Raw genomic sequence first — 14,093 nt, 5'->3', positions numbered from 1 at the left:
CGAGTATCAGGGAGATTGCTTCGCCACTTCGTGGCTCGCAATGACTGTGTATCTTGTCGCCTCTTTAATGACCTTATTAATAAAAAGCTCGTACTCCCATTTAAGATTTTTTATTGCACTGCCGATAAAAGAAATATGAGAAACTTAAGTAAAGAAAAAAAAGAAATATGGCGGAGACGAAGGCGGCTTAATCTTTCCAAGGTGCCTGAGTGTTTAAAGCAACGGATTGTTAAGGTTGATTTTTGTTCCAAGTTAGAAGAATTTGAAGAGGCTTTTTCGCTTCTTTATGACCGGTATCATGAAGTTGGCTTAATTCCTACTTCCAAAGAGTGCCTCTTTTTCACACCCTATCAAGCCTTGCCTGATAGCCGGGTCTGTATAGCCCGCTCTCTGGAGACGGGAGAAGTCACCAGCACCGCCACTCTGGTCATAGATTCAGAAGTAGGTCTTCCGAGTGATTCACTTTATAAGGACATAATTGACCGTTTAAGAAAAGAAGGGCGAAAACCGGCTGAATTTACCTGTCTGGCTGCCAAAACAGATATTTACAGCCGAAACGGGCTTTTTTACATATTTCGTATTCTTTATAAATACGCCATTAGCAAAGGCGCTACAGACCTGGTTATTTCCGTTCATCCCAAGCACACTACTTTTTATGAACTGGTTCTTCTTTTTGAAAGAGTAGGCCCGCTGCGTTACTATCCCCATTTAGAAAATGCTCCTGCTTACTTGGAACGGCTGGAACTGACTGGTGTCCAAAAAAGATACGAAGAGGCTTATCGTTCCTTTTGGGAGGGCCAAATAGTTATTGATTTTTTCTTCAACATCGCGCTTCCCGAAGACACCTGGATTCTTACCCAAAAATACAACATGAAACCAGAAGTTTTTAAACATTTTTATCTAGAAAGAACCAATGCCTTCCAAAAGATGGACAATAAATTGGCCAAATATCTGGCTTCTATTTATCTTGACGAGCTTGATTATCGAGTAAACTATCCACTGCAAGCGGTTTCATAGTAAGAGAGATAGGCTCTTGACAGAGCTCGCCAATACACTTCCCTTGTCACTGCGAGGAGCAATCCCTCACTCGTCACTGCGAGGAGTCAACCTCCTATTCTGTCATGTGAGGTGTCACCCCCCCCTTCTGTCACTGCGAGGAGGCCCGTAGTGTCGACGAAGCAGTCTCAAGAAATAACCGGCCATCTGCTTTCAGCCATCTACTATCAGGTCACGGCGAGAGGAGCGAAGCCGTCTCAAGCCACTTCTTCGCACACGATCATGTCAAATTTAATAGAAAAGAATTTCTGGAAATGAGGGAGAAAAGAGGGAAAAAGCGCCCAATAATCCATAAAAAAATGCCAAAAGTCCCGGGCCTTCATATTACGCACTTTGGCCAGCTCTGGTATATCGTCAAGATAATCTATGATGATAAGAAAGTCGGCAAAAAGCTTCCCCTCAGGAAATTCTCCATAAACTTTATAAAAACGCTCCTTGACCGTGGTTAAATCAAGTTTTTCAAGGACGGCCGGGGCGTTGTAAAGATTTTGGTAGTATTTTACTTCTCCTATCGGTTCAAATAGAAAAATTTTTTCATAAAAATCCCGATGTTTGGGATGAATAGAGATGACAAAATCAGTAGCCCCTTTAAGACGGGCGTAGCGATAAAGCAGACGAAAGACGAAAAGGATGCCGTTTCTATAACAAAGGTCTCGCTCTGCGGCCAGACAGGTAATTTCAGCCAGTTTACGCCCCTTTGCCCTTAGAGCATCAAGTTCGGCTTTATAGGTGCTATCACTGGGAAGCCCTAGCTCGGAGTCAAGCACCACTGTAGCGGTGCTGGTAATCTGGCCGGTTAATTTATGGTAGGATATACAAACCCGGCTATCAGGAAGGGCTTGATAAGGGGTATAAAAAAGTTCCTTTTCGTTAGTTTTTATCAGTCGGTAGTTAAGATAACGTCTGTAAACCAGACTGAAGGCCTTTAAAAAATCCTCTCTTGATGAGGCAAATTTAGCCCTGTATTCCCGAGATCGAAGCACATCGGGAACTTTAGAAAGTAAAAGCCGCCTTTTTTGCCACCAGAACTTTTCGTTTTTGATAGTTTTAACCGTTATTTAAACAGTAATAAATTTCTTTCTCAAAAAGATTTAGAATTTAATACTTTTATAGACGCCATTTGAGCTTTGAAAAGATGTTTTCTCTTAAATTGATTTTGATGATAAACCAAAGAAACCAAAAAAGAAACATTAAAAGTGTCAAAAGTTTGTTTCAGTTAAAAAGACTTTTGTATTAAAGTTATTTTTTAGAATAGACGAAAATTTTTTATGATGAGACTTATCTTAAAAACTATTTTGAAAGCTCACTTTATCACTATTTTTCTCCTGGTCTGTGCGCGATATCGCTGCTTGTGCTTGGGGGAAGAAATCTTAAGAAGCTACAAAAATGATATTTTATGAGGCTTTACCAGATATAGTATAACGGAGGAAATTATGGCCAAAATTTTACTCATCAACTCAAATAGATTTAAACAGCCTTGGCCGGTCATTCCTTTCGGCTTGTGCCACATAGCGGCGGTTACCGAGAAGGCTGGCCACGATGTAAAAGTTCTGGATCTTTGTTTTAGTAGAAATCCCGCCCGGGAAATTTCCAGTATGATTAAAGAGTTTCAACCTGATGTTGTTGGCGTAAGTATTAGAAATATTGATAATGGAGCAGGTTTTAATACGCAATTTTTGATAGCCGATGTTAAAAAGGAGGTAATAGAACCACTCAAAAAGGTTTACAAAGGCCCTATTGTAATAGGAGGACCTGCGGTAAGTATAAATCCCGTTGAAATTCTTGATTATTTAGGTCTCAATTTTGCTATTAAAGGTGATGGAGAATTAAGTTTTTTGGCCTTTGTGGAAAACATACAAAATGAAGAAACCTTAAAACAGATAAAGGGTTTGCATATTGTAAAAAATGGAAAAATAATAGCCGCCAATGAGCCATGGCGGGTACCCTGTTTAGATGAGATACCTTTTGTAAATCCAACTAAATACATAAATGTTGATAAATATAGAAAATTTAACTCTCCACTTCAGATTCAAACTAAAAGAGGATGTTCTTTATCGTGTAGCTATTGTACCTATAATGCTATTGAAGGCAAATTCTATCGTCTTAAAAATCCCAAAAAAGTAGTTGATGAAATAGAGTTTCTCGTAAAAGAGACAGGGATTACTCATGTTGAGTTTACAGATAGTACTTTTAACATACCCATTAATCACTGTAAAAACATATTAAAAGAGCTTAAAAAAAGAAACTTAAAATTAAAATTGCGAACCATGGGCTTAAACCCGGGGGCAGTAGATGAGGAACTTATAGAGCTTATGAAAGAGGCCGGTTTTATGGATGTTGACCTAGGAGCAGAATCAGGAAGTAACATCACTTTAAAAACTCTTGGGAAAAATTTTACCAAAAAAGATATAATAAAAGCCGGAGATCTTTTAAAAAGATATAAAATACCTACAACCTGGTATTTATTAGTAGGGGCTCCTAAAGAAAGCATATTTACCCTTAAAGAAACATACGAAACCTTAATTAAGGCCGCTTCTAAGTGGGACTTGATAAACATAGGTATTGGTTTACGAGTATATAATCAAGCCCCTGTTACCAAATTTATTTCTAAAAAGCCTGAAGACAATTTTTTAAAGCCTTATCATTATGAACCAGAAGAAATAAGCCTTAACGAGGTAAAAATTTATACCAAATGGATGGCTCTACATAATGATAACTTTTTTATGTATGACGAAGATGAAAATACACCGCCGTTTGTTTTGATGTTAGGAAGTGCCCTAATAAAAATTTTTGCTCCTCGTCAACCTATCTGGAGACTTTTTATTTTAATCCGAAAGATACAAAGATTTACAGGAATTACTTGGCTAAGAAAATTCTTATTTCTAAGAAAATACCGGAAAATAATTGAAAGGTTAGAAGAAAAACTAAAGAGGGAGAATGGCCTGACGTTAAACCATTCTCCCTCTTTAGATAGAAAAGTTGCTTAATTGTTGGCAGTCTTTCTTCTAATAACAGTGGCTATACCTAATAGAGCAGAGCCAACTAAAATAATAGTAGCTGGTTCAGGGATAGCATAATCGATACTTCCATTGTGATCAGCTACAGTTTTAACATAAGGAGGATAATTATCTAAGTTATAATAAAAATTATCAGCATTTTCGTCAGCGAAGGCAAGAATAATTTTCCCTTGCTGGAGAATGTCATAAAAATCTCCATAATCTTTAAAAAATAGAAAATTATCTACATACACTTGTGTAACCTCACCATAAAGGGTGGCTGAGGAAGTTATAACTCTATCGGGAAACCCGTCATTGTTTGTATCTTCTTGAAGTATGGAGCCCGTTCCTCCGGTGATAGTAAAATCCAATATAGGGATGCCGTCTGTAGCTGAACTAAAGTTAGTAAATCCACTGCTCCAGTCGTGAGAGCTATCAAAGTCCGGGGTATCGTCTATATAAAAGGTGAGAACAGTACCGGGATCATAAGATAAAGTTACGTATTCTGTATAAGGAGAAGCTAGTATTGGTGTTACAGCCGTTACAGAACCAGATAAGTCTGTCCAGGCGGTGGTAAGTTCATAATTCGTATTTAATCCTTCATCGTCACTAATTGCCCCACCGTTAAAGTCTAGTAAAGAACCAACTTTTAACATACCAATATTGGTAAAAGTATCTCCCACAGAAAATTGTCCATCTATTCCTAGATTTACTGTATTTTCGCTCTTAGCATAAAAACCCCATTGTTCATGGTATCCCGTAACGCCATCATCATTTCCTGATATTCCTAAAGTATTTAAATCAAAATAGACAAACTGTGCGTAGCTTCCCGAAGCGACTAACAAAAAAGATGTAACTAGCATTAACATCCAAAACTTTTTCATTTTTTCCTCCTTTTTGATTTTTATTTAAAAATTGGATCAATTTCTATCTTAAACCTCATATTAACCTCATTTCCCACCTCCTCACTCCCAAAAATTCTTTTACATTGAGAATATGCAATCATTGTGCCAATCTAGTTAACGATAAAATCATAAGTTACGAAATGGACTTTTAGGAAAAGTGGAAAAACTTTTCACACCGAGGGAAAATTTTTTCACTTTTTCTTTTTGGGTTTTGTTAAATCTATTGGGAAGCAATGGTTTTATAAACTTTACTAAAGTATAAAATACCGTAACAGTGGAAAAACTTTTCACTTTTAGAGGCTGCTTCGCTCCGCTCGCAGTGACCTTAAGGGAAGGGCTCGCCGTGACTAAATGGTGAACGGCTGTTGGCAGATGGCCGATGGCAGAAGAGACTGCTTCGTCGACCCTACGGGCCTCCTCGCAGTGACAGAAGGGGGACATCTCACATGACAGAATAGGAGGTTGACTCCTCGCCGTGACAAGGTGGTCTTTGGCCGCTGGTAGATGGCTCCAGGTATCTCTTCACTCTTAGAGGCAAACAAATCTAAGATTGTAGAAGCAGAACATTTATCCGATAATTAAAATGAAATCGGTTAGGAGATAGCCATGTTAAAAATACTACCATTAGACCCCAAACTCAAAACTCTGCTTAAAGCGGCGGTGGCGGCCCCCTCAGGGGATAATCTTCAGCCGTGGCGGTTCAGGATAAAGAACGAAAAAGAAATAGACTTTCTTTTTGACCCACGAGTTGACCAGTCATTTTTTAATTATGAACAAAACGCCTCTATCTTCGCGGTAGGCGCTGCCTTTGAAAACGCAAGTTATCTTTTAAGTAGAGAAAACATCAAGCACAAATTTATTTTTGATTTCAGCAAAGAAAACAGCCTCATAAAAATTGGCACCCTTAAGATTGACTGGCCTGACGGAGAGTTTGAATTCAAAACGCCTCTTGCCAAAACTCCCATTATGAAGCGCCACACCAACCGCAAATTTTATGAAAAAGTGAATCTCTCAGACAAAGAAATGGCCGAAATCACCAAGCTTGTGGCTGACTTACCTGTAAAAGTAAAAGTCTTACGCGGTAAAGAATTGAAAGCTATAGCCGACATTGTGTATTTTGCTGACCTGATTCGCGTGGAACGAAAAGACCTGCACGAGTTCTTACACGACACCATACGCTGGACAGAAGAAGAAATCCTTACTTCCCGTGACGGCATGCCCGTGGCCACCCTTGAGGCCGGCAAGGCCGGAGAAAATTTTTTGCGTTTTACCCGCCCGTGGCCGGTTATGAAGACCTTTTTGCGCCTGGGAGTTTCTCGCCACATGGCAGATTATGCCCGCAAGCTGGTACTTTCGTCTGAGGGGGTGTTTGCCTTTTTTACCGATGAGCTAGGGCCAAGGGCCTATTTTGAAGCTGGCCGTACGGCAGAACGCCTGTGGTTAGCCTTAACCGAAAAGGGGCTTGCCGTACAACCCATGGCTGCGGCCCCTCTTTTTATGATTCGCTGGCGTAGAGGACGATATCTTGATTTTTCGGCCAGGCACCAGTTTTTTATGCGCAAGATTGAACGAGGTTTTGAAAAATTGGGTATTGATAAACCTTTAATGTTACTTCGTTTTGGAAAAGCCCCGCTCCCCTCGGCCACGGCTTTGCGCAAAGAAGTGGAAGACTTTTTGCTAGTCTAGTAACGACCACGTCACTGTTAGAGAACCCTTCCCGCGACGCTATCAGTCATCGACCAATTAGCTTGCTCATCCTTCTTCTCGTCATTTTCGCCACTGCGAGGTCTCGGTAGAGGCCGGAACATTCTCAAAGCTACGGACAAGTAAACTTATTCCCCGAACATAGAAGGTAACAAATTAAACCTTAAATTGATCCACTAATTCTTTCATTTTGGCTGAAAGTTTGGCTAACTTTACGCCCTCATGTTTTACCTGTTCCATACTTTCCTGAGCCAGTTTTACGGCCTTTTCCATCTCAGGTACCAGATTGGCTAGGTTTTGGGCTTCTTCAGAAACATTTCCCATATTATCAGAAATGCCAGAAACAGTAGCCGTCTGCTCTTCAACTGCTGAAGCAATGTTATTCGAAATTTCAGTTATCTGAGATATCACTTCAGAGACATCTTGAACTGAGTCTATCACCTGGCCAGACGACTCCTGAATTCTCTTTACTTTTTGGGCAATATCTTCGGTGGCTGATCCCGTTTGTCTGGCTAGTTCTTTTATTTCGTTAGCCACCACCGCAAAACCTTTACCGGCTTCTCCGGCTCTAGCGGCTTCAATAGTGGCGTTTAGAGCTAAAAGATTGGTCTGATCAGCTATTGAGTTAATAAAGTTTACTACTTCGCCGATTTCTTGAGAGCCCTGCCCGAGTTTTTCAATAACTTTTACTACTTCTTCTACTTTTTCTCTAGCTTCAGCCGCTACCTGAGCCGCGTTGGTAGTCTGCTGGGATATTTCCGTTACCGCACTTTCCATCTCTTTTATCATCTGTTGCACTTCGTCGGCACGGTAGCGTAAACCTTCACTAACACCAGAAATTGAAGAAGCATGTCCTTCAAGCAGATTGACTCCTTCTTCTAACTTAGACAAAGCTTCATCTAGTTGTTTAGAGGCTCGCGAGATAGAATTAGTTTCCGCCTTAATACGTTTTACCAGGCGGCGTAGCTTTTCAAGAAAGGCGTTAAAAGCCCGGGCAAGAAGGCCTATTTCGTCTTTCCCTGAAGCGTCTAAAGTCTGAGTCAGATCCCCTTCACCTTCAGCAATGTCTTCCATGCGTTTAACCGCTTTATCAAGATAACGATGCATCTCCCAACCAATGGCAACGGCTACGGCCAGCGTGAGCAAAAAGGCAGCAAATATTATAATTCCGGTTTCTTTCTTTTTGGCCGCAATTAGTTGGAGATAACGACTTAAGTCCCTCTCTTGAACAAAGGCCCCGATTATTTGGCCATGGTAATCCTTTAGAGGTTTTAAACCTATACCTAGATTTCCGTGAAAAGTCACTTTGTTTTCTATTCCCACGTGGGAAACGGCCTTTTCTAGGCTATTAAGATTAAGTTCGCCCACTTGAGACACCAGAACCATATTTCCCACACGAGCTGGATTTTTAAGCCTGGTCATCACCGAAGCGGCTTCAGGGGTGACCAATACTCCCCAATTTTGATGGTCCTCTTTAGCTAGGGCTAATATTTCCTTCAAAGGAATAGCGGCTTCCACACTCCCCACATATTGACCTTCGTAAAAAATAGGGGCAATGGCTCGCACGGTTAAACCACCACGGCCGGCTTCAATACCGCTGGCAGGCTTTTGGGTTTTAATAATGTCCACCACCATCTGGCGGAAGCCAGTTAAGTCATCGCCATATTTATTGGGTTTCCAGGTACGGAGAAAAGAACGCCCTTCTGGTGTGTGAAAATGTAGAAAAAACGGAAAACCGCTGGCTTTTTGAGCCTTCTCTACCAGAGGCATAACACTTGATAAAAGAAGCTTCCTATTACCAACGTTAAGAGCAGCCTGAACTTCAGGCATATTAGCCACCACACTTACCAGAATTTTTTCGTTAGCCTCTGCCTGCTTGATAAGCTTTTCCAGAGAAGAAAAAGCGTGAGAAATATCGTCTCTTGCTGTGTGTGAGATTAAGCCCTAGGTGGTTCTAAAAGAATGCCATAAAGTTACCGCTGAAAAAAGCAAAACTCCTCCAATAAAAGGTAGCAAAATCTTCCAGCGTAAAGAAAGATTTCGCCAGAGATAAATAGGGTTCATAATGTCCTCCTAAAACTTTATTAAGTTGCTCAAGTATTTTTTCGGCATGATAATTCGGTGACTTAAAATTTTGTAAAAGCGAACTTAGGGACAGGCGAAACTAATTTCGCCTGTCCCTAAGTTCCTAAGTTGTTTTTATTTAATTTCCTAGTTAATCTATAGAAAAATAGAAATTCGGATAAAACAGTTTGTTCTGTTAATATTTTTAGAAAAAAGTCGCCGAAGAAAAACAAGAGCTCATAAGCGGCTGTGGTGATCTAAAATTTAGTCATGATGAATAACTGGTTAACTCTTTATTTAAAAAACCTCTTTTTCATCACCGCTGATATAGCTCCTTATTTTCTGTTTGGTTTATTAATAGCTGGGTTTATCAAAATACTCTTGCCCAAAGAAAAACTCTCTAAACATCTAGGGGCCCGAAATTTTGGATCTATATTTAAAGCTGCAGCCTTAGGAGTCCCTCTTCCACTTTGTTCTTGTAGCGTGATCCCCGTAGCCATTTTGCTGGCTAGACACGGTGCTGGACTTCCTGCTGTAGTAGCCTTTTTAGTGGCCACACCCCAAACCAGTATTGACGCCCTTTTTATTACTTTTGGGCTTTTTGGGGTGTCTTTTGCGTTAGTTTATGCCTTAGCCGCTTTAGCAGCAGGAATTATAGCTGGAACTATTTCTTTTTTTCTCCTTAAAGAGCCAGCTGTCTCGCTAGAAAAAGGTTTTAAAAATGCTTGCTGTCCTAGTGAAAAAACAACAAAAACTCCTTTGGCTGTATTGCGTTTTGCTTTTATAGAATTAATGCTTGACCTCAACAGACCCCTTCTGTTGGGACTTTTGCTAGCCGCTTTACTCGTTACTCTGCTACCTCCTGGTTTTTTAGGCCAAAAAATTCCTCCTGGCCCTATCCAATATTTATTTATGTTGGTAGCAGGAATCCCTCTTTACATGTGTTCTACAGGCTCTTTACCTTTGGCTTACTCTTTTTATTTACAGGGTTTTTCTCCTGGGAGTTTATTGGTCTTTTTAATGAGCGGGCCTGCTACCAATACCACCTCTTTGGTTATTATACGTAAGCTTTTTGGCGGAAAAACTTTTCTTGTTTACGCCTTATCTTTGGTGGGTATTTCTTTGCTGGCAGGCATTCTTTTGGATTTTTCTCTTACTAAATTTACTTTCCGCCCACCGCAAACAGAAAAAGAAGAGCTTTCCTGGTTTAAAGTAATAGCCGCTGTATTTCTTATAGGTCTAATGGTATTTCACTTTATAAAGGACCGTTCTCCAAGTTGAAAGACCTAATTGCTCCCTGTCAAGGAGCTTTTTAAAAAATTTCAAAGTTAGTAATAATTTTTTCTCTCTTTTTGGAAATAAACTTTTTTAACCTTTGGCCAGCTTCGTCTATAAATTTTTTTGAGCCAATAATGAGGCTTTCCGTGAAGTAGCGTGACCTATAAGTAAATTCTTTGGCTTTGCTGAAATTTTCAGGTTCCCCGATCCCACCTTTTCCGTAAACAAATTCCCGGTATTGCCTGAAACGCTCCTTTTCTGACTTGTTGGCGTAAGACGTAAGGCCTAGGTCAAGCGACAAGAATTTTTCGCCTGTCCCCACTCTTGCCCTGTATCCTAACGAGCACCAGCGATAGTCTTCCGGCTTTTCCACAATCCCCGCTCGTACCGGGTTTAGTTCTATGTAGGCCAGGCAATTAAGCAGAGCCTCACCAGTCTCAATAATTACGGACTTAAAGCGGTCATTCCAGAAATAACCCTTCCGGTCATGCTTTCGGTTATACCAGCGTGAGAACCTTTGCTTTATATCCTGCACGTAGCGGGAAAGGCTGGCCAGACGTTTGCGCCACTTGGCGATTAGTTCTTCATAAATGAAAACCTTACGTTTCCCTTGGTAATAGAGCTTGATGCGGCGGGCAACTTCTTCGTCAGAGAACTGATCCTCAGGCAGCATGCGGCAGAGGAGGTGGAAGTGGTTACCCATGATGGCAAAGCCATAGACTCGAACAAAATAAACCTGTGAGAGCCAGCGTATAAGGTCAAGCAGGTAGTCTTTTTCTTCGGGCCCAAGCACATTGTGGCCAGGTAAAGCGGTGCGCGAGATAACATGATAAGCCGCCTTGGGGTGGTTGGTAAGTAAACGAGGGATTCTTGGCATGATCATACCTCCTGAAAATTTTTTCGCCTGTCCCTCTTATCGGAACATTTTCGGCTGAAGTGAAATTTTTTGCCTGTCCCTTTTTGTTGACTAATAAACTAGTTGTGATTTAATTTTTTTAAGTTAGGCTCTGGGTGCCTTTGATGGGATAATCGGGAAGTCCGGTGAAAGTCCGGCGCTGGCCCGCAACCGTAACCGGGGACGAAAGCCGCTAGGCCCATTTGGGCGACTAGCCACTGGGGCTTAAGGCCATAAGGCCGAAGGCCCTGGGAAGGCGCGGCGAGTAGGATGATCCGGAAGCCGGGAGACCGGCCCAGGGCTTAAAATTGTAGGGCTTCGAGGCTTAAGGCCCTGCAAGGGATTACTGTCCCTTTTGCGCCTCCTCGAAAGCCTCCTGCTAAAAACTAAATTAAAGGAGGGATTTTATGAGTCAGACGGTAGTTTGTATTGCAGAGTCCATTAACATTATGGGGAAACGCACCGGTCAGGCCATGCGGGATAGAAACCCCGGCCCTATCCAGGAGATGGCCAAGGAAGAAACCGAACTAGGCGCCGATTACCTTGACTTAAACATCGGTCCGGCCAAAAAAGACGGCCCGGATCTAGCCGCCTGGATCGTCAAAGTGGTAGAAGAAGTGGTTGACACTCCCATTTCCCTTGACACCACCAACCCTGAGGCCATGATCGCTGGCATTAAGGCCTCAAAGAATCCCTCGCGCGTGCTCATGAACTCTATCTCGGCCCAGCCTGAGCGCATGGAAAAGCTAATTCCCTTTGCTGCGGAAGTGGGTTGCGATGTCGTAGCCCTTCTCTGGGGGCCAGAGGGTATGCCACGAGACGCCAACGAGCGGGCGGCCATGGCCGTTGACCTTATCATGGCCTTAAACGAGGCTGGTATCCCCAACGAAAAGATCTGGGTTGACCCCATCGGCACCCCCATCACCCTTGGGGCCGACCAGATTCTTGAAGGCTTAAATTTCCTTGCCATGCTTCCAGACATTGCCCCCGGATGCAAGAGCACCATAGGGCTTTCAAACGTCTCAAACGGAGTACCGCATCACCTGCGCTGTTATCTTGACCGGGTGTATTTAATGATGCTCATGAAGTACAACATTTACTCGGCGATTTTGAACATTTACGACAAAGAGCTGGTGGAGATAGCCAAAGGCAAGCATCCAGATTGGGTAAAGCTGGTACACGACATGATGGACGGAGACGAGCCGGATCCAAGTAAGCTTTCGCCCAAGGAGCTTGAGATATACAAGACGGCGAGGGTGCTTCTTGGGAAGACCATCTTTTCTGAATCCTGGCTTGAACTTTAGGAGGGGCTTATGCCCAAAGTAACTTTTCTTCCGGCAAACGTTACCGTAGAAATACCTGAAGACGAAACGATAATTCGGGCGGCCATGAAGGCCGGGCTTCACATAAATGCCTCCTGTGGTGGAGCGGGAGTTTGTGGCAAATGCCGTGTGTTTGTTGAGGGAGGGGAGGTAGAGGGTGAGCCCCTCCCCGAAGGTGGTTATAAGGCGTGTACTCTTTATCCGCGAAGTGATGTTATTGTCCGTATTCCGGTAGAAAGCGAGGTTGACCGGCGAGCCCTTTTGCGCCCGGCAAAAAAAGTAGCTTCAGCCTGGCTTGAGGCCCGTAAGGCGGCTCAAGTTTCCCTGGACCCGGCTATCAAAAAACTTTACTTAGAGCTTGAACCACCAAGTCTTGAAAATAACATGCCGGATCTGGCCCGGCTTGAAACCGCTTTACTGCAAAAACTCGGAGAAAATAAGCTAGAAGTTAACTGGCGTGTTTTACACGATTTACCATACAAGCTCCGCGAAAAAGACTTTGCCGTAACTTCGGTGGTACTTGAAGAAAAACCTCCCAAGCTACTGGGAATAGAGGCCGGAAACACTAAGAAAAGGCATTTTGCCCTAGCCGTTGACGTTGGCACTACTACTATATGCGCCCAGCTGATTGACCTTACCAATGGCGAAGTTCTTGGGGAAACTTCGGACTATAACCCGCAAATAAGCTACGGCGAAGACGTTATCAGCCGCATTGAATTTGCTCGTAAAAAAGACGGCTTAAAAATCCTTCACGAAAAAGTTATAGAATGTCTGGCTAAACTGGCTAAGGAGCTGTGTGAAAAACACAAAGTAGAACTTGAGGAGATCAGTCATTACTCAATAGCAGGAAACACGGTGATGAGCCACTTTTTGCTCTTTCTTGAACCAAGATTTCTGCGCGAAAGTCCTTATGTACCGGTAGCTTCGCGTTTTCCATTTATCCCGGCTAAAGAGCTCGGTTTACCCGGAGGGAAGCACACTTTACTTTCTCTGGCCCCTTGTGTAGCCAGCTATGTGGGCGGTGATATTACCGCCGGAGTAGTGGCCACAGGTATGGCCAAAGAAGCACCTCTTACGCTTTTCATTGATATTGGAACCAATGGCGAAATCGTTGTTGGCAATCAGGATTTTCTGGCCTGTGCCGCTTGCTCCGCAGGTCCTGCCTTTGAAGGAGGCGGTATTAAATACGGCATGCGAGCCACTACCGGGGCTATTGAAGCCGTTCATATAGACCCTGTTACCCTTGAACCCATGATTCTTACCATCGGCAATAAAAAGCCCAAGGGTATCTGTGGCTCGGGTATTATTTCACTTCTCGCCAATCTCTTTATTGAGGGCATTATTGACCAGTCAGGTAAATTCCGCCGCGATCTTGAAAGCCCCAGGATAAGACAGGGCCGAGAAGGCTGGGAGTACGTGCTCGTCTGGAAAGAAGAATCGGCCATCGGGGAAGACATTGTTTTTACCGAAGCAGACATTGACAACTTGATCCGGGCTAAAGGGGCCATGTTTTCAGGTTATCAGACTTTGCTCGAGTCTGTAGGGCTTGATATCACTATGGTTGAGCGCGTAATCCTTGCCGGAAACTTTGGAAGCTTTCTTGACCTTGAACAGGCTATAATCATCGGCCTTTTGCCTGATTTACCCCGGGAAAATTTTTACTTTGTGGGGAATAGCTCTCTTATAGGGGCCAGGATGGCGGCCTTGTCCAAAGAGGCCCTAAAAGAAATGGAACGGGTGGCTCAGATGATGACCCACTTTGAACTTTCTGCTCATCCTGGATACATGGACTATTATGTTTCGGCCCTTTTCTTACCACATACTAATTTAGATCTGTTTCCTACAGTAAAGGAGCTACTGCAAAAATAAACGG

At 42.8% G+C, this 14,093-nt stretch carries 10 protein-coding genes and 1 riboswitch; of the genes, 6 read left to right on the top strand and 4 right to left on the bottom strand.

Translation table 11 applies throughout. The features are described from left to right. Window positions 1-135: 135 nt before the first annotated feature. Window positions 136-1,017: an N-acyl amino acid synthase FeeM domain-containing protein gene (locus THEIN_RS07355; protein WP_148236947.1), complete on the top strand. Its 882-nt coding sequence runs from the start codon at window positions 136-138 to the stop codon at window positions 1,015-1,017. Window positions 1,018-1,253: 236 nt separating this feature from the next. On the opposite strand, the gene THEIN_RS07350 is transcribed toward THEIN_RS07355, so the two are convergent. Further along, a complete protein-coding gene (locus THEIN_RS07350) occupies window positions 1,254-2,039 on the bottom strand; it encodes an N-acyl amino acid synthase FeeM domain-containing protein (protein WP_041434593.1) in 786 nt (261 codons plus the stop codon). A gap of 450 nt (window positions 2,040-2,489) precedes the next feature. On the opposite strand from THEIN_RS07350, the gene THEIN_RS07345 reads away from it, so the two are divergent. After that, the gene (locus THEIN_RS07345; protein ID WP_013908048.1) at window positions 2,490-4,043 is read left to right on the top strand and encodes a B12-binding domain-containing radical SAM protein; all 1,554 of its coding nucleotides are present in this window, start codon (window positions 2,490-2,492) and stop codon (window positions 4,041-4,043) included. Here the strand turns inward: THEIN_RS07345 and pepA are convergent. Continuing rightward, the gene (pepA, locus tag THEIN_RS07340) at window positions 4,040-4,936 is read right to left on the bottom strand and encodes a flocculation-associated PEP-CTERM protein PepA (protein ID WP_013908047.1); all 897 of its coding nucleotides are present in this window, start codon (window positions 4,934-4,936) and stop codon (window positions 4,040-4,042) included. The genes THEIN_RS07345 and pepA overlap by 4 nt on opposite strands. A gap of 627 nt (window positions 4,937-5,563) precedes the next feature. Here pepA and THEIN_RS07330 point away from each other — a divergent pair. Then, window positions 5,564-6,643, top strand: coding sequence for a nitroreductase (locus THEIN_RS07330; RefSeq protein ID WP_013908046.1), 1,080 nt, complete (start codon window positions 5,564-5,566; stop codon window positions 6,641-6,643). A gap of 174 nt (window positions 6,644-6,817) precedes the next feature. On the opposite strand, the gene THEIN_RS07325 is transcribed toward THEIN_RS07330, so the two are convergent. Next, complete coding sequence (locus tag THEIN_RS07325) at window positions 6,818-8,575, bottom strand: methyl-accepting chemotaxis protein (protein WP_281054746.1); 1,758 nt, start codon at window positions 8,573-8,575, stop codon at window positions 6,818-6,820. A gap of 420 nt (window positions 8,576-8,995) precedes the next feature. Between THEIN_RS07325 and THEIN_RS07320 the strand changes: the two genes are divergently transcribed. Further along, window positions 8,996-10,006, top strand: a complete 1,011-nt coding sequence (locus tag THEIN_RS07320; RefSeq protein ID WP_013908044.1) for a permease — start codon at window positions 8,996-8,998, stop codon at window positions 10,004-10,006. Window positions 10,007-10,037: 31 nt separating this feature from the next. On the opposite strand, the gene THEIN_RS07315 is transcribed toward THEIN_RS07320, so the two are convergent. Beyond that, on the bottom strand, window positions 10,038-10,880 hold the full coding sequence (locus THEIN_RS07315; protein WP_013908043.1) for a transposase: 843 nt from the start codon (window positions 10,878-10,880) through the stop codon (window positions 10,038-10,040). Window positions 10,881-10,995: 115 nt separating this feature from the next. Further along, window positions 10,996-11,211, top strand: a riboswitch (cobalamin riboswitch). 94 nt (window positions 11,212-11,305) lie between these two features. Here THEIN_RS07315 and THEIN_RS07310 point away from each other — a divergent pair. Then, window positions 11,306-12,202 (top strand): dihydropteroate synthase, encoded by an 897-nt coding sequence (locus THEIN_RS07310; protein ID WP_013908042.1) that lies wholly within the window; start codon window positions 11,306-11,308, stop codon window positions 12,200-12,202. 9 nt (window positions 12,203-12,211) lie between these two features. Then, entirely contained in the window at window positions 12,212-14,089 is a 1,878-nt protein-coding gene (locus tag THEIN_RS07305) for an ASKHA domain-containing protein (RefSeq protein ID WP_013908041.1), read from the top strand. Window positions 14,090-14,093 lie beyond the last annotated feature (4 nt).

The organism is Thermodesulfatator indicus DSM 15286 (assembly GCF_000217795.1).
GTDB lineage: Bacteria > Desulfobacterota > Thermodesulfobacteria > Thermodesulfobacteriales > Thermodesulfatatoraceae > Thermodesulfatator > Thermodesulfatator indicus.
The sequence above is the reverse complement of the archived record's forward strand: the minus strand, read 5'-3'. Positions and strand labels throughout refer to the sequence as shown.

Bases quoted from the DNA above. Each gene is read 5' to 3' on its own strand.
- THEIN_RS07320 (WP_013908044.1), top strand. From the start codon at position 8,996: ATGATGAATAACTGGTTAACTCTTTATTTAAAAAACCTCTTTTTCATC.
- THEIN_RS07305 (WP_013908041.1), top strand. From the start codon at position 12,212: ATGCCCAAAGTAACTTTTCTTCCGGCAAACGTTACCGTAGAAATACCT.
- THEIN_RS07355 (WP_148236947.1), top strand. From the start codon at position 136: ATGAGAAACTTAAGTAAAGAAAAAAAAGAAATATGGCGGAGACGAAGG.
- pepA (WP_013908047.1), bottom strand. From the start codon at position 4,936: ATGAAAAAGTTTTGGATGTTAATGCTAGTTACATCTTTTTTGTTAGTC.
- THEIN_RS07310 (WP_013908042.1), top strand. From the start codon at position 11,306: ATGAGTCAGACGGTAGTTTGTATTGCAGAGTCCATTAACATTATGGGG.
- THEIN_RS07330 (WP_013908046.1), top strand. From the start codon at position 5,564: ATGTTAAAAATACTACCATTAGACCCCAAACTCAAAACTCTGCTTAAA.
- THEIN_RS07345 (WP_013908048.1), top strand. From the start codon at position 2,490: ATGGCCAAAATTTTACTCATCAACTCAAATAGATTTAAACAGCCTTGG.
- THEIN_RS07315 (WP_013908043.1), bottom strand. From the start codon at position 10,880: ATGCCAAGAATCCCTCGTTTACTTACCAACCACCCCAAGGCGGCTTAT.